The following is a 19383-nucleotide window of genomic DNA, read 5'->3' as shown; positions in this document are numbered from 1 at the left end:
CGATGCGCTGCTGATTCCGGCGCGGGGCCGGCATGCAATGCGATCCAATTCATCGCTCCCGGCATCGTTCCCCAGAAAAAAATTCGGGACAGCGCCTTGTTTCCGATGAATTTTTGGAGCGACGGGGAACCCCTTGACGGTGAAAGCGTCTCCTGTCGTGGAACCAGAAGAGGGGGATGATAAGGTGCCGCTCCTCGATTCGACATTCACCCATCAGAGGAGCTGTTTTCGATGACGCTTACCGTCGCCCATATCTCGCCGATCATCTCCGTGATTGCGGGCGTTCTCATTCTGCTCATGCCGCGGCTTCTCAATTTCATCGTCGCGGTCTTCTTGATCCTGAACGGCCTGATCGGCCTCGGCCTGTTTCGGGGTTTCCACTAGGCCCTGATCGAGAAGCCCTGATCGGGTTCCGCGGCTTGCGCCGGGCCGCTCAAAGTGGTGTAAGGCGCTCAATCCTTGTCACTTCAGCGGATCATTTCTGTCATGGCCAAAGCCGTCGCGAAATCGAAGAAAGTTGCTGCGAAATCAAAGTCTTCCGCGGCGGTTCGGGCCAAGCCCGCGCCGTCGGCGGCGGCTCGCAAAGCGCTGAAGAAGAGCCCGGCGAAGCCGGCAAAAAAGCCGGTCGCCGCCAAGTCGGCCACGGAGACGGTCAAGTCGGGCAAATGGGTCTTCACCTTCGGTGACGGCAAGGCCGAAGGCAAAGCCGGCCTGCGCGATCTGCTCGGCGGCAAGGGCGCTAACCTTGCTGAAATGGCCAACCTCGGATTGCCGGTGCCTCCCGGCTTCACCATTCCGACCTCGGTCTGTACCTATTTCTACGCGCATGAGAAGACCTATCCAAAGGAGCTGAAAGGCCAGGTCGAGAAAGCGCTCGATTATGTCGGCAAGCTCACCGGCAAAGGCTTCGGCGATTCCAAAAATCCGCTGCTGGTGTCTGTCCGCTCCGGCGGCCGCGCCTCGATGCCGGGCATGATGGACACGGTGCTCAATCTCGGCCTCAACGACGTCACCGTCGAGGCGCTGTCGGAATTGTCCGGCGATCGCCGTTTCGCCTATGACAGCTATCGCCGCTTCATCACCATGTATTCGGACGTGGTGCTCGGCTTCGAGCACTCTCACTTCGAAGACATTCTCGATACCTACAAGGACAGCCAGGGCTATACGCTCGATACCGATCTGACGGGCGAGGATTGGGTCCAACTCGTCGGCCAGTACAAGGAAGCGCTCGCACGGGAAACCGGATCGGAATTCCCGCAGGACCCTTATGATCAGCTCTGGGGCGCGATCGGCGCCGTGTTTTCATCCTGGATGAATGCGCGCGCGGTGACCTATCGCAAGCTCCACGACATTCCGGAATCCTGGGGCACCGCCGTCAACGTGCAGGCGATGGTGTTCGGCAATATGGGTGAGACGTCTGCGACCGGCGTTGCGTTCACACGCAATCCCTCGACCGGCGAGAGCAAGCTCTACGGCGAATTCCTGATCAACGCCCAGGGCGAAGACGTGGTGGCCGGCATCCGCACGCCGCAGGATATCACCGAGGATGCACGCAAAGAGTCCGGATCCGACAAGCCTTCGATGGAACAGGCGATGCCGGCGGCGTTCAAGGAACTGACGCGGATTTATACGCTGCTCGAAAAGCACTACCGCGACATGCAGGACATGGAGTTCACCGTCGAGCAGGGCAAACTGTGGATGCTGCAGACCCGCAACGGCAAGCGCACGGCCAGGGCCGCGCTCAAGATCGCGGTTGAACTCGCCAATGAAGGTCTGATCTCGAAAAAGGACGCTGTGCTGCGGATCGATCCTGCATCGCTCGATCAGTTGCTGCATCCAACCATCGATCCCGGCGCCAAGCGCGATGTGATCGCGACCGGCCTGCCGGCTTCGCCAGGCGCCGCATCGGGCGAGATCGTGTTTTCTTCCGATGAGGCCGCCAAACTGCAGGCCGACGGGCACAAGGTCATTCTGGTCAGGATCGAGACCTCGCCGGAAGACATTCACGGCATGCACGCCGCAGAAGGCATCCTGACCACCCGCGGCGGCATGACCTCGCACGCCGCCGTGGTGGCGCGCGGCATGGGCAAGCCTTGCGTCTCCGGCTGTGGCGCCATCCGCGTCGATTACGGCCGCGGCCTCATGAGCATCGGTTCACGCACTTTCAAGACCGGCGATGTCATCACCATCGACGGCTCGCTCGGACAGGTTCTTGCCGGACGTATGCCGATGATCGAGCCGCAGATGTCGGGCGAGTTCGGGACGCTGATGGGATGGGCCGACGCCGTGCGCAAGCTCGGCGTTCGCGTCAACGGCGATACGCCGGACGACGCGCGCACCGCGGTGAAATTCGGCGCCGAAGGAATTGGCCTCTGCCGCACCGAGCACATGTTTTTCGAAGAGACGCGAATTCGCACCGTGCGCGAAATGATCCTCTCCGAGGATGAGCGCGCGCGCCGCGCCGCGCTTTCAAAGTTGCTGCCGATGCAGCGGGCGGATTTCGTCGAACTGTTCGAAATCATGAAGGGGATGCCGGTGACGATCAGGCTGCTCGACCCGCCGCTGCACGAGTTCCTGCCGCACACGCAGGCAGAGGTCGAGGAAGTCGCGCGGGCGATGAATACCGATCCGCGCCGGCTCGCCGACCGTGCCCGCGAACTCGCCGAATTCAACCCGATGCTCGGTTTCCGCGGTTGCCGGCTTGCGATCGTCTATCCCGAGATCGCCGAGATGCAGGCGCGCGCCATTTTCGAAGCCGCCGTCGAAGCCGGCAAACGCACCGGCAAGACCGTGGGCGTCGAGGTGATGGTGCCGCTGATTGCGACCAAGGCCGAATTCGACCTCGTCAAGACCAGGATCGATACGACGGCGCAGGCGGTGATGAAGGAGACCCACGCCAAGCTGGATTATCAGGTTGGCACCATGATCGAGCTGCCGCGTGCCTGCCTGATGGCGGGCGATATCGCCAAGACCGCGGAGTTCTTCTCGTTCGGCACCAACGACCTGACGCAAACGACGTACGGCATCAGCCGTGACGATGCGGCGAGTTTCCTTGGCGCCTATGTCGCCAAGGGCATTCTGGAGATCGATCCCTTTATCTCCGTGGACCGCGATGGCGTCGGCGAGTTGGTGAAGATCGGCGTCGCTCGCGGTCGCAAGACGCGTCCCTCGCTCAAGGTCGGCATTTGCGGCGAGCACGGCGGCGATCCCGCTTCAGTCGCGTTCTGCCATCAGGTCGGACTCGATTATGTTTCGTGCTCGCCCTACCGCGTGCCGATCGCGCGCCTCGCGGCCGCGCAGGCCGCGCTCGGCAAGGAAGTCGCCAGCCAGGCGTAAACAACAGTGATTGCTTGAAGTGAAAATGCCCGGATTCGTTCCGGGCATTTTCGTTTTTGGGGATGCCGGAGAAGTCCTGGCTGCCCGCATCATCACGGGAACCCGCAAATTTCTTCATCCTTTTTGTTGACGCGAAATTTACCACTTTGCTGGAGCGCCTGTTTACCAACGCTCTCGATGTGATCGGCGCAAATTCGCTGAATGATTGCGTGTGTTGCGCACGACACGCCGATTAACTCCCTCGCAACCTAAATTAGTTATTACCCGAAACGATCGAATTGCACGGAGGTACTGGAATTCGGTCGCGTAAGCCTGGTGTTGCGTCGCGTGAGCGTTGAGATGTCACAGTTGCGTAGCCGGCCGAGGAGCGCACAGTTTGCGTTCTTCGGCCTCGGTCTTTGCGGTTTCGCATTGGTCCCGACACAAGTCGGATTTCAGGACTTGTCATCGCGGCTGGCGCAACAACCCGGCGTCGCCGAGCGATGGCACAGCCGCATATTTTCATCGCTCGATAGCATCCACGTCGCGGCCTATAGCTTCAGCCGGCCGATCGGGACCGCCGCGCCGCCTCCGCCAAGCTATCAGCGCGTCAGCTTCAATCCCCCCACTGACATCACCGGGTCGATTCCGCGCAACCAGGTGCTTCAGACGCCGCCGCGCTATCAGGCTTCCGATTTTCCCAAGGTTGATCGGACGCTGAAGGGCGACCGCCTCGTCGTGGCGCCTCCCGCTCCGCAAGCGGCGGCGCCCGCCAATGCGGCGCCGGCGAAGGATGATCCCGCGGCGTTGAGTCCGAACGTGCGCGGCGCCAAGAGCGCGGAAGCCACATCACCGGCCGCCCGCGCGCCGCTTGATCCGGAACTGGCGGAGGCGATGAGCGCGCCGCCGCTTCCGCAATACGATATCTCCCTGTCGCTGGAGGCGCATCCGCTGCGGGATCTGGAAAGCACATCCTACTCTGAGGGGGCGACGTTCGAGAGCAGCCCGTCGACCGGCGGCTTCTCGGTGAAGACCGCCGGCCTTTATTTCGGCAGCCAGTCGCTCGGTGCGCCGAGCGAAACCATCGAACGCTGGCAACCCGGCGAAGAGCCCGTCGTCGTCAAGCCGGAAGCGCACGCCGACCCCGACATGAAATCGACGGCGTCGCTGCCCGCGGCCACGGAAGACGCATCCAAGACGTCCGAGAGCGGCGAAAGCATCGCGCCGAAGGGCGAAGTCAATGCGGACGAGCAGCGCGAGAAGTCGCCCGCCGAACGGCTCGGACTGTTGGACGAGAAGTCGCGCGCCAAGTCGGAAAAGTGTCTGGCGGAAGCGGTTTATTTCGAATCGCGCGGCGAGGCGGTACGTGGCCAGATTGCGGTGGCGCAGGTCGTGCTGAACCGCGCCTTCTCCGGTTTCTATCCCACCACGGTGTGCGGCGTGGTCTATCAGAACAAGCATCGGCATTTCGCCTGCCAGTTCACCTTCGCCTGCGATAACGTCGCCGATGTCGTGCGCGAACCCGACATGTGGGATCGCGCCAAGAGGATTGCGAAAGCCATGCTTGACGGCCAGATCTGGCTGCCGGAAGTCGGCAAGTCGACGCATTACCATGCCTATTGGGTGCATCCGTCCTGGGTCAGTGAAATGAAGAAGATGTACCGATACGGTGTGCATACCTTCTACAGGCCGCGCGCCTGGGGCGATGGGAGCGACGCGCCGAGCTGGGGCACGCCCGCGCAAACCGCGCAGCTATCGGCGGAACTCGTCGAGGCCGCGAAGAGTTCGGCGGAAATGGAGAGTTCCTCGCGACGGTGAAGGCTCCGCGTTGCGCCGGCGGAGCGGCGCGCGAAGAAACGTGCAGGGCTGCATTGCAGTCTCTCATGTGCACCGATCGGTGTATTTCTGGTTTTATGTATTTGCGTTAGTTTCGACGACCCGCCGAGTCCAGCCGGCGGGTAACTTGTTTCGCAGGCCGCAACAGCCCAGCGAGCGTCCCTTCGGGAGATTTGCATGGCTTCGATCGGCGTTGATCTGCGTCGGCTTCCTGCCACGCCCGGCTGGCGTACGCCGCTGGTGATTATCGTGTGTGGGTGCCTGATCAGCATGCTGACCTTCGGTCCTCGCTCGAGCTTTGGATTCTTCATGCAACCCATGAGCCGCGACTTCTCATGGGGACGCGACGTGTTCGGGCTCGCGATAGCGATCCAGAATTTGCTGTGGGGAATCGGGCAGCCGATCGCGGGTGCGATTGCGGACCGGTTCGGTACGGTGCGGGTCCTCTCTGTCGGCGCATTGCTGTATGCGGCCGGCCTCATCATCATGAGCCATTCCTCGACGCCGTTGGCGCTCGACCTGAGCGCCGGCGTCCTGATTGGGTTCGGCCTGTCCGGTGCGTCGTTCAATCTGATCCTGTCGGCCTTTGGCAAGCTGTTACCGCCGGAGTGGCGCAGCGTCGCGCTTGGCGCAGGTACGGCGGCGGGATCGCTCGGCCAGTTCGTATTTGCTCCGTTCGGGGTTGCGCTGATCGACGTCTTTGGCTGGCACACCGCGCTTGCGGTATTTGCCGCCATGATGCTGCTGGTCGTGCCGCTGTCACTGGCGCTGGCCACACCGCCCTCTGAAGCGGAAGCGTCTTCGGCTGCCGAACACCAGACCATGAGGAGTGCGCTGAAGGAAGCCTTCGGACATCGCTCCTATGTTCTGTTGGTGCTCGGCTTCTTCACGTGCGGGTTTCAGCTCGCTTTCATCACGGTGCATCTGCCGGCCTACTTGGTCGATCGCGGTGTGCCGGTTGAGGTCGGTGGCTGGGTGATCGCCACCATCGGCCTTTGCAACATCATCGGCTCGCTCAGCGTCGGCTGGCTTCAGAACAGGATGCCGAAGCGTTACATCCTTTCCGCGCTCTATCTCATCCGCGCGCTCGCGATCATTGCGTTCATCTCGTTTCCGATCACGACCTTTTCGGCGATTGCGTTCGGTGTTGTGACCGGGCTGCTGTGGCTGTCGTCGGTGCCGCCGACCTCGAGCCTCGTCGCTCTGATGTTCGGGACACGCTGGCTCGCGACGCTTTATGGCTTCGCTTTCTTCAGCCATCAGGTGGGCGGGTTCCTCGGCGTGTGGCTCGGCGGAATCGTGTTCGAAAAGTTCAATTCCTACACCCCGATCTGGTGGCTTTCGGTTCTGTTCGGCGTGCTGTCGGCGCTGATCAATCTGCCGATCGTCGAGGCGCCGGTCCGCCGCGCGATGGCGCAGCCCGCCTGACCGGCTCGCTATCATATGGCTCTCGCCGCGCGATTTCGTGGGTGCTAGAGTTGGCCTTGCTTCACGAAATAAACGCCGGGAGATGTTGCGTTGGCTACCTTTAAAGCGATCAGAATCGACAAAGCAGAGAACGGCACGACCGCGGCCCTCGTCCAGTTCGACGAAGCCGATTTGATGGAAGGCGATGTCACCGTTCGTGTCGAATGGTCGACCCTGAATTACAAGGATGGTCTCGCCGTCACCGGCAAGGCGCCGGTGGTGCGGCGGTTCCCGATGATTGCAGGGATCGATTTTGCCGGCACCGTCGAACAATCCTCGCACCCGCGCTGGAAAGCCGGCGACCGCGTGATCTGCAACGGCTGGGGGCTCGGCGAAACGCATCTCGGTGCCTATGCCGAGAAGGCTCGCGTCAAGGGCGACTGGCTCGTGCGTCTTCCGGACAACATCTCCGCGCGTAGTGCGATGGCCATCGGCACCGCCGGTTACACCGCGATGCTGGCCGTGCTCGCCCTGGAGCAGCACGGCGTGACGCCCGCGAGCGGTCCTGTCGCCGTCACCGGTGCTGCCGGCGGCGTCGGCTCGGTCGCCACCGCGATCCTCGCAAAACTCGGCTATCACGTCATCGCATCCACGGGGCGGGCATCGGAGACCGAATATCTCAAGGGCCTCGGCGCCGCCGAGGTGATCGACCGCAACGAGCTTTCAGGGCCGGCGAAACCGCTCGCCCGGGAACGCTGGGCGGGGGCGGTGGACAGCGTCGGTTCGACGACGCTGGCCAATCTTTTGTCGATGACCAAATACCGCGGCGCCGTCGCGGCTTGCGGGCTTGCCGCCGGGATGGATCTCCCGACTTCCGTCGCTCCGTTTATTTTGCGGGGAGTGTGTCTGTTGGGCATCGATTCCGTGATGTGCCCACTTAACTTGCGGGAGGTCGCCTGGAAACGCCTGGGCAGTGACCTGGAATCGGAAAAACTAGCTGAAATCACTAACGAAATTGGCTTGGACGAGGTGGTCGGGATCGCCGGCAAGATTCTGGCGGGCCAGGTTCGGGGTCGAATCGTGGTAAAAATTTCCTGACGGTGTTCAGACTTTACCAACGAAGCTGCGCCAATGTTGCCACGGTTGGTATGGTAAGCAGCAGGTAAAGGGGCATACCTGCCGCCGGGTTCAAGTCGGAGTTGGAGCATGCTTGCGCGTTTTGTGTTGGGGGCAGCGGTGACCGTCGCTGCGACGGTGCCTGCCATGGCCGGGCAGATGAATGCCGAGGAGGCCAAGCGCTTCGTATCCGGCAAGGTATTCACCTTCACCTGTTTTGACGGCACCCACGGCGCAGGCCGGATTCTCGACGACATGGGCGCTGCCGGTTCGGTGCAGTTCAGCGGCAGTGGTCCGATCCGCCATGTGCGGCTGCCGGGCAATACGCTGCAGATCAAGGGACAGGCCGTCTGCGCATCGCTCCGGGGCATTCCGTTCGAACCCTGCTTCAACCTCGACAAGCAGGACGATCGCAGCTTCCGCGGCTCGGTGTCCGGCATGAGTTTCGCGTACTGCGATTTCCACCACCAGGGTGGGACGCAGATGTTGATGGCGCGCGCAGTCGCGCATCCGCGTTCGCACCGCGAACGGGCGCCTGAGCAAACCGGCTCCGTGGAAGTGTCCGCGCGGGTCGAAACGCCGGCGGTTGAGAGCCGCAAGCTCGAGCCGGTCGGCTCGGAGCCGAAGCCCGCACCGGCGAAATCGGAACCCGCGCTGGAACTGCGCCACTCGACCGATTGATGGTGCGGACGGCCCGACGGCAAGGCGAGCATGAGGTGCCGCATCAGCCGCGCGCCGGCACGACAGGCGCCGCGGGTGCGGCTTCCCGTCGGAACAGGACCTTCTGGTAGAACCAGCCGATCGCGACCAGCACGAGGCCGAGGCCCATGAAGGACAGCGCGCGATAGACGCCTTCCAATGTCGACAGATCGACCAGAAATACCTTGGCGATCGTCAGTGCGATCACGACGGCCGAAGCGAGCCGGGCGCGCTGTGAATTGACGATGATGCCGATTGCGAGCAGCAGAACGCCGAAGGCGAGCCATGCGATCGAATAAGTGTACTGCTCGACATCGTATGTCGGTCCGCTGGACATTGACGGGCCGTGGTAGAGTCGCCGGATCTCGAGTGTGACATAGCTCAGCGCCAGCACCAGCGCGCCGGCTGCAATGGTGTTGCCGTAAGCGGCAGGCCTGCGGCCCGCAACCGCATAGGACAACAATAGCGCGAGGATCGCTGGCGCGGCGTAGCCGAGCAGAAGCTCGTTGATGAATTCGCCGTTGATGCGGGTGCCCCACCAGATGTAGGGGTTGTCGATGAACAGCAATCCGACCAGCGTCGCCGCGCCCGCAAACAACGTGAGCAGCATGGCGCTGACATTGTGAATGATGCTGCCGCTTCGCACCAATAGCCGCTCGAGCCCAATGGCCATGGCGAGCGTCGCGCAGACCTGCAACGCGGTCTCGGTCAGGCCTGAGCTGTTGCGATAGACGTCGCCGCCATTGATGGCGTGGCGGATTTCCAGGAACACCAGCAGCACGGTGAACAGGATCGCGGCGGATTCCACGCTCCGCAGCGAATTGTCATCGCCCTGGCGCCGCAGCAGGATGCTCGCCGCCCAGAACGACAGCGCCGGAACGCCGTAGCCCCAGAGCAGCCAGTTGAAGATCGGCGTCGTGCCGACCGCCGCACCCACGATCCGCGGCTCATAGCCGATCCGCAATACCACGATGCCGGCGAGGATCGCGGAGAGCACGCGCAGGAACGGAATAGGCCGCTGCGTCGATACCCACGCAGCGCCCAGCGATGTCAGCGCCAGTGCGATGGTGAGCCAGCCCTTGTTGAGGGCGAAGGTCAGCGCAAGCGCCAGTGCAGCCAGCGTCCCGGTCGCAAACAACGCGGTCGAGGCGGTCGATCCCGGGCGCAGCTCGCGTCGCGTCAGGATTTCGGTGGCCGCGGCAAAGGCTGCCGCGAGCAGCACCGCAAGGACCGCAAAAGGGATCGAGCGGTCGAGATGGGCGATGCGCCCATAAAGCGCGATCAGCAGCACAAGCGGCGTGAATACGCCGGACGCCGACCAGATCACCGGAACCAGAGCGTTCGAGCTGAGGCCTTGCGCGAAAAATCCGGCAGCGCCAAAGCCGGCTGCAAAGATGGCGGCGGCGATCAGATGCAGTGAAACGGAGCTTTCGATCGGCGAGGAGCCCATGCCCGGCAGCGGGCCGCCTGGTAATACCAGCAGGTCCGGATTTGCCCGTATCGCCCACTCGAGAAAAACGATGCCGGCCAAGGCCGCCGCCAGCGCCACCGCACCGGTGGCCGATGGCGCACGCCATGCGACCACCAGCGTCGCGGCGGTCAGCACGGCAAACACGATGACGGCGGTGTCTGCATGGAAGCTCGTAAGCACGATCAGCATGGCGCCGAACAGATAAGCCGCGAGCGATCCCGACGAGACCGGCTCGGGGCGATCGTCTTCTGCCGCGGGACCGAACAGCAAACCGCATACGACGAGCAGCGCGGCGAGCACAACGCCGACGACCACGTGGAATGCGGAAGGACTGACCGGCAGCGGCTCAAGTGTGAGGGCCGGGAAAGTCCAGAGCAGAGCCAGCGCGATCGTGGTTACGGCGAGCCAGCTCCACAGCCTGATCCGCGCCAGCGCGAAGGCAGCCGCGGTGACGATGGCGAGATAGAGATAGAGCGCCCAGAAATCCGGCTGATCGCTTGAGACCAGAAGCGGTGTTCCGAAGGCGGCGACGACGCCGAGCCCCGCCGGCATTGGCCCGTGCAACAGCGCAGCCGCGAGCGTTCCAAGCGCGACTAGCCCGAGCAGGATGAACGCAGAGGCGGGCGCGAGGAAGCCATAAAGCGCGTAAGCCGCGTAAACCGTCCCGAAAGCGACCGCAGTGCCTGCTGCCGTCAGGATCGCCGGGATGTTTGCGATCGGCAGCACCGCGATGGAGGAGGTGCTTTCCGAGCGCCGCGTCCATTCGCCGGCAGCAAGCAAGGTGAGCGCGAAGGCGACGCCCAACAGCACCCGCACGCCGGGCCCGAGCAGGCCGGCGTCGATCGAGTAGCGGACCATGAAGAAGCCGCCGAGCGCCAAGGTCAGCCCGCCGAGCCACACGACCCAGCGCGTGCCGACCCGCTCCTCGAAGCCGGGCGTGGCCGAGGGAAGGGGCGGCGGTGCGGCCGGCGTTGAGCGAGGAGCATCCGCACCGGCGTCGTCCGGAACGGACGGCGGAGCTTCGTGAAGCGGCGGCGTCGCCGGTTCGGCAGCCGCGGTCGTGGCTGCAGGCTCGCTTGCCGCGGCTTCGTCAGGCGCGGATGGTTCGGCAGGTGCGAGCGGCGGTGGGGGCGGCGCGACGCGCCATTCGCCAGCCTCAAGCGCGTCCAGCCGCGCCTTCAGGCCGGCCACCCGATCCAGCGCCTTGCGCGCAATCACCAGCGCGACGACCGCGATCGCAACCGCGAAAAAATCAAACATCCGCCCCTCCGCCGCGAGCCCCTCCGCCGCGTGCATCTCACTGAGTGTCTCCTCGGACGGCCCAAGTTCAACCGGAGGAGCCCAGGCGATAGATTATTCGAGATCGATCCGGAACGGCTGGCCGACGCTGATCAGGCTGCCCGGCCCCATTTCGTCCAGCGCGCGCAGCATCCGTCCCTCGCGTCCCAGCGCCTGGTCGGCGAGGCTGACGATCAGCCGGTTCGGCGAAGCAATCGGCGAGGCGGCGCGGATCTGGCGCGCGATCGCGCTTTCGTCGCGATGCGGATTGAGCGCACAGGCCGCGGCAAAGGCGCTCGCGGTCGAGCGGCTGATGCCGGCGTAACAATGCACGACCAGCGGCGCGCTGCGATTCCAGCCGCGCACGAAATTCAGGATTTGCTCGACATGGACCTCCGCCGGCACGACAAAGCCTTCGACCGCCTCGGTGATGTCGTCGACCTGAACCTTCAGGTGGTTGGCGGGAAGCACTGACGTAGGCCGCTGTACCTGATCGACATTGGCCATGATGGTGAGGATATGGCTCGCGCCAGTGGTCTTGACAGTTGCGGGCAGGGCGGCGAGCGAGCAGACGTGGATCATGTTTTTTCCTTGTTTTCTGGCCTGCATTATAGGGCCGGGCACCTTCGATTCAACGGTCGCGAGGGACCTCATCCTTCGAGACGCGCGCCGTGCGGCGCGCTCCTCGCCATGAGGGAGACCTCACCCAGAGGAGCGTGCTCGCGCGCGTCTCGAAGGATGAGCCGCGACGGGACCTCAGGTCACAGCGGGGCATTCCCGCGGCCTGTTTCGCCCGGGTTGTTGCCATCATCGCCCCTCGAAAATCGGAGGGCGCAGGGAATGCCGGGCGCTCGGCGCGCCCGCAGCCTTGTGTGCGTAGTAAGAAAGCACACAAGTTAGTCACCACGGTCACACCGGAAACACCCGGCATTCCCCGCGCAATGGTTTGAACGGCTTATTCCACGCTCTTCCCGGCGATCGGGCTTTTTGTCACCGTCACCAGCGCAATGCGCAAGCATTGTCGCTCGCTTGACGTCAGCGTCGAGACGTCAGAACCACGTGGCTTCGCCGTACACCTCGCATGCGCTCGTCCGTCGCATGTGAGGCGTCCACCGCATCCCGCGCCCAACGTCCGTGACGATCGCGATACGCCCCTCGTGAAGGGGCGCGAGACGGGCGGGCTTCTAAAGGTGATTTGCCCGACGGCGCAAGCCGAATTTTGGGTGGGCGCCCATCACCCGCTTCGATCCCGATAGCGACATCGTCGGCTGGATCAGCCATAACTGCTAAGGGCCAGCGGACCGGAAGTGCGCGGACGGCCAAAGGATTTTCCAGCAGAATCGCCCGGCGGGACAAGGCCCTAGCTGTCGGTCGGCCGAACAAATGACGAGTGGTTGGTCATGGCTTTATTGTTCGACTTGAAATAGCATTCGCACTTATTGCCCAATCCATTTTCGGGGACCCGGCGGATGACCGGCAACCAAACGCACCGCAAGATCGTCGCGATTCTTGCCGCCGATGTTGTGGGTTACAGCCGCCTCGCGGGCAGTGACGAGGACCGCACGCTGGCGCGGCTGCGGACGCTGCGAAGCGATCTGATTGATCCGACGATTTCCGTCCACAACGGGCGCGTTGTAAAACGCACTGGCGATGGAGCCCTGGTCGAGTTCAGCAGTGTGGTCGACGCCGTGCGCTGCGCCATTGAGGTTCAGAACGGCATGGTCGAGCGCAATGCCGGACTGTCGCCAGATCGCCGCATAGAGTTTCGTATGGGAATCCACCTCGGTGACGTTGTCGAGGAATCGGACGGCGATCTCATGGGCGACAGCGTCAATATTGCCGCCCGCCTTGAAGGCGTCGCCAAGCCGGGGGCGATTTGCCTGTCCGAGGATGCCTATCGGCAGGTCAAGGCGCGGCTCGATCTGGTGGTCAGTGATCTCGGCGAGCAGAGTCTGAAGAACATTGCCGAGCCTATCCGGGCTTATTCGCTCGAAGTACGCAGGCCGGTGCAGACGAAGGTAGCCACCGCTTCAGCGCCACCGCGCCTTTCGATCGTGGTGCTTCCCTTCGCCAACATAGGTGGCAATCCCGAACAAGAATATTTCGTCGATGGCGTGACCGAAAGTCTGACCACCGATCTGTCGCGCATATCGGGAAGCTTTGTCATCGGGCGCAACACCGCCTTCACTTACAAGGGAAAGCATGTCGATCTGAAACAGATCGGTCGCGAATTGAACGTGAGGTACGTGCTGGAGGGCAGCGTTCAGCACGGCGGCAAGCGTCTTCGGGTGAACGTGCAGCTTATAGACGCGGAGACAGGAAATCACCTCTGGGCCGAGCGATTCGACAAGCCGGTTGCCGATCTTTTCGACATGCAGGATGAGATCGTATCAAGGCTTGCGAACACACTGAATATCCAGATGATCGAAGCCGAGGCTCATCGGGTGGAATACGAGCCCAATCCCGATTCGATGGACCTTTATTTCAAGGGTGCGGCCTGGATCAACAAGGGCTCATCGCCTGAGAATGTAGCGCAGGCAATGGACTGCTTCGAACGCGCGCTCACGCTCGATCCGCGTAACATCGAGGCCCTCGTGGGCAAAGCGACCGTCGACACGCAGCGCGGCGCGTATTTCATGGCCGACGACCGGGCGGAGCGCCTTGCCGCGGCAACGGCTACTTTAACCAAAGTGTTGTCGCTTGCTCCAAACCATCCGATGGCGCACCTCCTTTTGGGGCACGTTCTAATCTGCTCCAACCGCGCGGTGGAGGGCATCGTCCAATGCGAGCAGGCGCTGGCGCTCGATCGAAATCTGGCTTTCGCGCACGGGCTGATCGGCGGTGCCAAGTATTTCAGTGGGAGCGCGGACGAGACCGAGGGGCACGTAAACGAAGCTCTGCGCCTCAGCCCACGGGACACAAAAATTGCCTTGTGGCTGACGTGGGTGGGGAATGCCAAAGCCCAACTCAGCAACGACTCTGAAGCGGTTGTGTGGCTGCGTAGAGCATTGGACGCCAACCGTAATTTCGCGGCCGCACATTTCTTTCTTGCAGCTTCCCTCGCCCTGATCGACCAGCTCGACGACGCGCGCGCAGCCGCGCGCGCGGGACTCGAACTCGATCCGACGTTCACGATCAGCCGCTTCCGTGCCGGCATATCGAGCAAAAATTCCAACTATCTGGCCGGTCGGGAGCGTATGTACGAAGGCATGAGGGCGGCTGGCGTGCCCGAGTGAGCCATCCCCACGCCCTTTTTCATCTCACTTCGGCTGTCGCGATCTGGCTTCATCCAGTGTCACAAAGTGCCACGAGCGGCCGTATGTCCGACGTCAGCCAAATGAACTGGGACCGAGGACTTCAGCGGCGAGCGTGGGTTGCATGGCAGTTGGCTTATTGTACAAGATGACGCGACGCCAAGAGGGATTTGCGGGTCATGGCCGCGGACCAGCCAAGTCGGGTTGAACGCAGGTTGGCGGCGATATTGGCCGCTGATGTGGCGGGCTATTCACGCCTGATGGGGCTCGATGAAGCGGGCACCGCGCGCATTCTGCGCGAACACCGAGTCGTCACGGATGCGCTGACAGCAAAGCATGGCGGTCGTATCGTGAAGACCACGGGGGATGGCGTGCTTCTCGAATTTCCTTCGGTCGTCGATGCGGTCGAATGCGCCGTCGCCGTACAGGCCGTAATGGCCGAACGCAATGAAGGCATCCCGCAGGACCGGCGTATGCAGTACCGGATTGGGATTAACCTCGGCGACATTTTGATTGATGGTGACGACATTCTCGGCGACAGCGTCAATGTCACGGCGCGGCTTGAGGGAATAGCCGAACCCGGCGGCATCTGCATCTCGTCTTCTGCCTACGATCAAGTCAGCGGCAAAGTCGCAGTCGAGTTCACCGATCTGGGCGAGCAGACCCTCAAGAACATAGCCCGTCCGATACGGGCCTATGCCGTCGTTCAGAATGGACACAGCGCAACGCGGCAGCGTGGGAGCCCGACGCCAAACTCGCCCTCAACACCCCGTCTTTCTATTGTGGTACTACCGTTCGCCAACTTAGGTGGTGATCCCGAACAGGATTACTTTGTCGATGGCGTTACGGAGAGCCTTACCACGGACTTGTCGCGCATCGGCGGCTCGTTTGTCATCGCCCGCAACACTGCCTTCACCTACAAGGGCAAGCCTTTCGACGTGAAAAAGATCGGCCGCGAACTCAATGTGCGCTATGTCCTTGAAGGCTCGGTGCAGCGCGGCAGCAATCGTTTGCGCATCAACGTGCAGCTCATCGACGCCGATAGCGGGGCGCATCTCTGGGCCGAGCGTTTCGATAAGCCACTGGCGGATCTCTTCGATATGCAAGACGAGATTGTGGCGCGCCTTGCCAATCAGCTCGGCGCCCATTTGATCGCCGCGGAGGCTCGGCGTGCCGAACGCTCCCCACATCCCGACTCGATGGATCTTTATTTTCAGGGCATGGCGTCCGTGAATAAGGGGTGGACCCCCGACCACATGCTTCAGGCGCGCAGCTTCTTCGAACGTGCGCTCGCGCTCGATCCTGGAAATGTCGAGGCTGCGGTCGGCATCGCCACTGTCGATACGATGAGCGGGTTCTTTTTTATGACCGACGAACGTGGCGATCGCTTCGCCGCATCGGAAGCGGTACTAAACAAGGTCCTGTCGTCGGTACCCGATCACGCCTCTGCCCATTTGTACTTGGGGTTCGTTCAAATCCATACACACCGGATATCTCAAGGCATTGCCGAGTTTGAGCAGGCATTGGCGATCGACCATAACTTGGCAATGGCACACGGCTTCATCGGTCAGGCGAAGTATTTCGTTGGTCGTGGCGCCGAGACCGAGGCGCATATTCACGAGGCGCTTCGCCTCAGCCCTCGTGACACCAATGCATATGTCTGGCTGACGATCGCCGGTGTCGCCAAGCTACAGCTTGGCGCTGACGAGGAAGCGGTGGTTCTTCTTCATCGCGCTGTGGACATGAATCGGAACTTGCCGCTTGCGCATTTCTGGCTTGCAACCGCGTTGGCTCATGTCAGCCGTATCAGTGAGGCACAAAAAGCCGCGTTAGCCGGCCTGGCGCTGGATCGGACCTTCACCATCGCTCGATTCCGCGACAATCCAGCGACCGATAGTCCGGCCTATCTTGCCGGCCGCGAGCATATCTACGAGGGGTTGCGTAGAGCGGGGGTGCCTGAGGGGTAATCTAACGCCTTCACAGGAAGCCTAAGCCCCCATGTTGCACCTGCGTAAACAATTTTAGGTCGCGACATCGTTATCGCACCGACGCATCCCCGTTGGACAGAAACCTTGCAATGGCCCACGGATTTATCGGCCTTGCCAAGTATTTTATCGGCCGTGGCAACGAGACCGAAGGTCATATCCTTGAGGCACTACGCCTTTGTCCCCGTGATACGAACGTCAATGTCTGGATGACGTGGGCCGGTGTAGCGAAATTGGCCCTCGGCGCAGACGATGAGGCTATCGAGAAGCTTCGTCACGCCATTGAATTGAACAGAAACATCGCGCCCACGCATTTCTTTTTGGCCGCTGCACTCGCATTGGCCGGCGCGGCCGATGAGGCCCAATCGATGGTCCGAGCCGGACTTGCGCTCGATCCAGCTTACACCGTCCGTCGCTATCGCCTTGGTGCGGCGACCGATAATCCAGCCTATCTTTCGCAGCGCGAGCGCATCTGTGAAGGCATGCGCAAGGCGGGTGTCCCTGACGGGTGAAACCTCCTGCCACCGTGAACTCTCCGCGAGAAAGTTATTGCGCTTGTGGTGGTGGCAGCTTGTGAAACGGACGCGGAAGAGTCCCGAGATCAGGCGCCGACCGGGCGCGATGACCTTCCAAATCGCGCAAATTGCCACCCAAATTGCCACCCAAGGGCCGCAAAGGCGTGTTCTCGTCCGGGGGCATCACTGCGCAAAACAGGGAGGCATCCGATGACGATGAGGCCGGATCCCACTTTTCATGCATCGCCCAGACTGGCGATGGAAGCGCCCGCAGAAAACTTCGCCTATATGCTGCTGCTCTCTCCGGATTTCTCAAAACCGGATGCGCTCGCGGTCGTCGACGTCAAGCCGTCCTCGCCGACCTACAGTCAGATCGTCCACACGGTCGTGATGCCGAACAAGGGCGACGAATTTCATCATTTCGGCTGGAACGCGTGCTCGTCGGCGCTGTCGCCGCTCGCAGGCCACGCTTTCATCGAGCGGCGCTATCTCGTCATCCCCGGAATCCGCTCGTCGCGCATCTACATCGTGGACACCAAGCCGGATCCTACCAAGGCGCGCATTCACAAGATCATCGAACCCGAAGAGGTGTTCAAGAAGACGGGTTACTCGCGGCCGCACACCATCCATTGCGGGCCTGAAGGCATTTACGTAAGCACGCTGGGCGGCGGCGGAAAAGACGGCACGCAGGGACCTCCCGGCGTCTTCATCATGGATTGCGAGACGTTCGAGGTGCTCGGGCGCTGGGAGATCGATCGGGGACCACAACAGCTGCACTATGACTTCTGGTGGAACCTGCCGCGCGACTACATGGTGACGAGTGAATGGGCGCTGCCGCCCCAGTTCGAGAACGGGATCGTTGCCGAGGATCTTCTTGCCAACAAATACGGTCACCGGCTTCACTTCTGGAACCTGCGCGAACGACGCAACGTACAAACCATCGATCTCGGCGCCAATCATCAGATGGCGCTGGAGGTGCGTCCCGCGCACGATCCGGTTCGTGAATACGGCTTTGTCGGCGTCGTGGTCGATACCACGAACCTGGAGGCGTCGATCTTTACCTGGTGGCGGGACGGCGGAAAATTCCACGCCGAGAAGACAGCGACAATCCCACCCGAGCCTGCGCCGAAGGAGAAGCTGCCACCGCTTCTGCAGGGTTTTGGCGCGGTGCCTCCGCTCGTGACCGACATCGACCTGTCGATGGATGACAGGTTTCTCTATGTTTCCTGCTGGGGCACCGGCGAGATGCGGCAATACGACGTGCGCGATCCCAGAAAGCCGAAGCTTGCAGGCTCCGTGCACATCGGCGGTATCGCCCGCCGTACGCCTCACACGAACGGCAAGGCTTATGCGGGCGGCCCGCAGATGGTCGAAATCAGCCGCGACGGCAACCGCGTCTATTGGACGAACTCGCTCTATTCGACGTGGGACAAGCAGTTCTATCCCGACGGCATGCCTGGCGCTGCGGTGATGGCCAATGTTGGTCCGAGCGGTGGGCTCGAACTCGCCAAGGATTATTGGGTGAGTTTTCCCGACGGATATCGGCCGCATCAAATCCGGCTCGAGGGCGGCGACTGCTCGACGGACTCCTTCTGTTATCCGTCGGCCTAGCCGGCGCTAGGGCCTGAAGTTGAGCCAGATCGATTGGACAGGCGCCTGGCTCTGGCTGGCCGTCGTTGCGAGCGGCCTCTATCACGGCGTTAATCCCGCCATGGGGTGGCCGCTCGCGGTCTCCGCGGGGCTGATGGAAAAAAGCCCGCGCGCGCTGTTTCTGGCGCTCGGTCCGTTGGCGGCCGGGCATTTGCTGGCCATTTTTGTGATCCTCCTGCCGTTCGGCCTTCTGCTCGGCCTCGCCGAATGGCGGCGCGAGATTCAACTGGCTGCGGCCATTGTCGTGATCGGGTTTGGCGTCTTTCGTCTGCTCGATCGGCGCCATCCCCGATCGTTGGCACGAATACCGCCGACGCAACTCGGCCTCTGGTCGTTCGCCATCGCGATCGCGCATGGTGCCGGACTCATGCTGGTGCCGATCTATCTCGGTCTGTGCCGCACCGCCGCCGCTGCCGACGACAGGGCAGCCGGCCGGCTTGTCGAAGGCAATCTCGGCGTCGCCGTTCTCGTCGCCATGGTCCACGTAATCGCGATGATCGGCGCAGGCGGATGCCTGGCCTGGCTCGTCTACCGTTACCTCGGCTTGAAATTCGTCTCGCGTAGCTGGTTCAATCTCGATGCCGTCTGGGCGATCAGCCTGATCCTGGTCGGCGCAATCGCGCTGGCGCTTAACCTTGGACACCACTAGTGGTTCGTCACAGTGGTTTTGACTCTTTGACGGTCGTTGGATAGGCGCGGCCGAGTTTGGCGCGGGTTTTGTCGGTTGTGAACATCCATTTGATGCGGGCTCGGGTTTTATTTCGCCGTCGTTGCCATGCTGCGATTTCGTTTCGGAGCTTTTTGGGGTCGTCGATGCGGCGGCCGAGACACTGGCGCTGAAGCACGCTGATCTCGCA

At 62.2% G+C, this 19383-nt stretch carries 13 protein-coding genes and 1 pseudogene; 11 read left to right on the top strand and 3 right to left on the bottom strand.

Annotated elements, in window-relative coordinates:
* Positions 1 to 231 precede the first annotated feature (231 nt).
* From M6D32_RS22240 to M6D32_RS22215, 6 genes are all read left to right on the top strand, one after another.
* On the top strand, positions 232 to 384 hold the full coding sequence (locus tag M6D32_RS22240) for a DUF3096 domain-containing protein (RefSeq protein ID WP_298260286.1): 153 nt from the start codon (positions 232 to 234) through the stop codon (positions 382 to 384).
* 102 nt (positions 385 to 486) lie between these two features.
* The gene (ppdK, locus tag M6D32_RS22235; RefSeq protein ID WP_298260284.1) at positions 487 to 3336 is read left to right on the top strand and encodes a pyruvate, phosphate dikinase; all 2850 of its coding nucleotides are present in this window, start codon (positions 487 to 489) and stop codon (positions 3334 to 3336) included.
* Positions 3337 to 3675: 339 nt separating this feature from the next.
* Positions 3676 to 5133 carry a cell wall hydrolase gene (locus M6D32_RS22230; protein WP_298260282.1) on the top strand — a complete coding sequence of 486 codons (1458 nt, stop codon included), beginning with the start codon at positions 3676 to 3678 and terminating at the stop codon, positions 5131 to 5133.
* 195 nt (positions 5134 to 5328) lie between these two features.
* Positions 5329 to 6579 carry an MFS transporter gene (locus M6D32_RS22225; protein WP_298260280.1) on the top strand — a complete coding sequence of 417 codons (1251 nt, stop codon included), beginning with the start codon at positions 5329 to 5331 and terminating at the stop codon, positions 6577 to 6579.
* 90 nt (positions 6580 to 6669) lie between these two features.
* Positions 6670 to 7656, top strand: coding sequence for an MDR family oxidoreductase (locus M6D32_RS22220; protein ID WP_298260278.1), 987 nt, complete (start codon positions 6670 to 6672; stop codon positions 7654 to 7656).
* 108 nt (positions 7657 to 7764) lie between these two features.
* Complete coding sequence (locus M6D32_RS22215) at positions 7765 to 8355, top strand: hypothetical protein (protein WP_298260276.1); 591 nt, start codon at positions 7765 to 7767, stop codon at positions 8353 to 8355.
* A 43-nt stretch (positions 8356 to 8398) separates the two neighbouring features.
* Here M6D32_RS22215 and M6D32_RS22210 read toward each other — a convergent pair whose 3' ends face one another.
* Positions 8399 to 11104 carry a DUF2339 domain-containing protein gene (locus M6D32_RS22210; RefSeq protein ID WP_298260274.1) on the bottom strand — a complete coding sequence of 902 codons (2706 nt, stop codon included), beginning with the start codon at positions 11102 to 11104 and terminating at the stop codon, positions 8399 to 8401.
* Positions 11105 to 11197: 93 nt separating this feature from the next.
* Complete coding sequence (locus tag M6D32_RS22205) at positions 11198 to 11704, bottom strand: protein tyrosine phosphatase (protein ID WP_298260273.1); 507 nt, start codon at positions 11702 to 11704, stop codon at positions 11198 to 11200.
* Between the two features lie 887 nt (positions 11705 to 12591).
* Here M6D32_RS22205 and M6D32_RS22200 point away from each other — a divergent pair.
* From M6D32_RS22200 to M6D32_RS22180, 5 genes are all read left to right on the top strand, one after another.
* Positions 12592 to 14358 carry an adenylate/guanylate cyclase domain-containing protein gene (locus tag M6D32_RS22200; protein ID WP_298260271.1) on the top strand — a complete coding sequence of 589 codons (1767 nt, stop codon included), beginning with the start codon at positions 12592 to 12594 and terminating at the stop codon, positions 14356 to 14358.
* Between the two features lie 197 nt (positions 14359 to 14555).
* Positions 14556 to 16343: an adenylate/guanylate cyclase domain-containing protein gene (locus tag M6D32_RS22195; protein WP_298260269.1), complete on the top strand. Its 1788-nt coding sequence runs from the start codon at positions 14556 to 14558 to the stop codon at positions 16341 to 16343.
* Between the two features lie 110 nt (positions 16344 to 16453).
* Positions 16454 to 16873 (top strand): hypothetical protein, encoded by a 420-nt coding sequence (locus M6D32_RS22190; protein ID WP_298260267.1) that lies wholly within the window; start codon positions 16454 to 16456, stop codon positions 16871 to 16873.
* Positions 16874 to 17086: 213 nt separating this feature from the next.
* Positions 17087 to 18487, top strand: a complete 1401-nt coding sequence (locus M6D32_RS22185; protein ID WP_298260265.1) for a selenium-binding protein SBP56-related protein — start codon at positions 17087 to 17089, stop codon at positions 18485 to 18487.
* Positions 18488 to 18506: 19 nt separating this feature from the next.
* A complete protein-coding gene (locus M6D32_RS22180; RefSeq protein WP_298260263.1) occupies positions 18507 to 19175 on the top strand; it encodes a hypothetical protein in 669 nt (222 codons plus the stop codon).
* 7 nt (positions 19176 to 19182) lie between these two features.
* Here the strand turns inward: M6D32_RS22180 and M6D32_RS22175 are convergent.
* A pseudogene (locus M6D32_RS22175) lies at positions 19183 to 19383 on the bottom strand (IS630 family transposase); the annotation flags it as partial.

Origin of the sequence: Bradyrhizobium sp., from assembly GCF_027307225.1 — a bacterium.
GTDB lineage: Bacteria > Pseudomonadota > Alphaproteobacteria > Rhizobiales > Xanthobacteraceae > Bradyrhizobium.
Note: the sequence above shows the minus strand (reverse complement) of the source record. Positions and strands in the feature narration are given on the sequence as shown.

What these genes read in the sequence shown, in the direction of transcription:
- M6D32_RS22205 (WP_298260273.1), bottom strand. Translation starts at nt 11,704, where the DNA reads ATGATCCACGTCTGCTCGCTCGCCGCCCTGCCCGCAACTGTCAAGACC.
- M6D32_RS22210 (WP_298260274.1), bottom strand. Translation starts at nt 11,104, where the DNA reads ATGTTTGATTTTTTCGCGGTTGCGATCGCGGTCGTCGCGCTGGTGATT.
- M6D32_RS22240 (WP_298260286.1), top strand. Translation starts at nt 232, where the DNA reads ATGACGCTTACCGTCGCCCATATCTCGCCGATCATCTCCGTGATTGCG.
- M6D32_RS22185 (WP_298260265.1), top strand. Translation starts at nt 17,087, where the DNA reads ATGACGATGAGGCCGGATCCCACTTTTCATGCATCGCCCAGACTGGCG.
- M6D32_RS22195 (WP_298260269.1), top strand. Translation starts at nt 14,556, where the DNA reads ATGGCCGCGGACCAGCCAAGTCGGGTTGAACGCAGGTTGGCGGCGATA.
- M6D32_RS22225 (WP_298260280.1), top strand. Translation starts at nt 5,329, where the DNA reads ATGGCTTCGATCGGCGTTGATCTGCGTCGGCTTCCTGCCACGCCCGGC.
- ppdK (WP_298260284.1), top strand. Translation starts at nt 487, where the DNA reads ATGGCCAAAGCCGTCGCGAAATCGAAGAAAGTTGCTGCGAAATCAAAG.
- M6D32_RS22230 (WP_298260282.1), top strand. Translation starts at nt 3,676, where the DNA reads ATGTCACAGTTGCGTAGCCGGCCGAGGAGCGCACAGTTTGCGTTCTTC.
- M6D32_RS22190 (WP_298260267.1), top strand. Translation starts at nt 16,454, where the DNA reads ATGGCCCACGGATTTATCGGCCTTGCCAAGTATTTTATCGGCCGTGGC.
- M6D32_RS22200 (WP_298260271.1), top strand. Translation starts at nt 12,592, where the DNA reads ATGACCGGCAACCAAACGCACCGCAAGATCGTCGCGATTCTTGCCGCC.
- M6D32_RS22215 (WP_298260276.1), top strand. Translation starts at nt 7,765, where the DNA reads ATGCTTGCGCGTTTTGTGTTGGGGGCAGCGGTGACCGTCGCTGCGACG.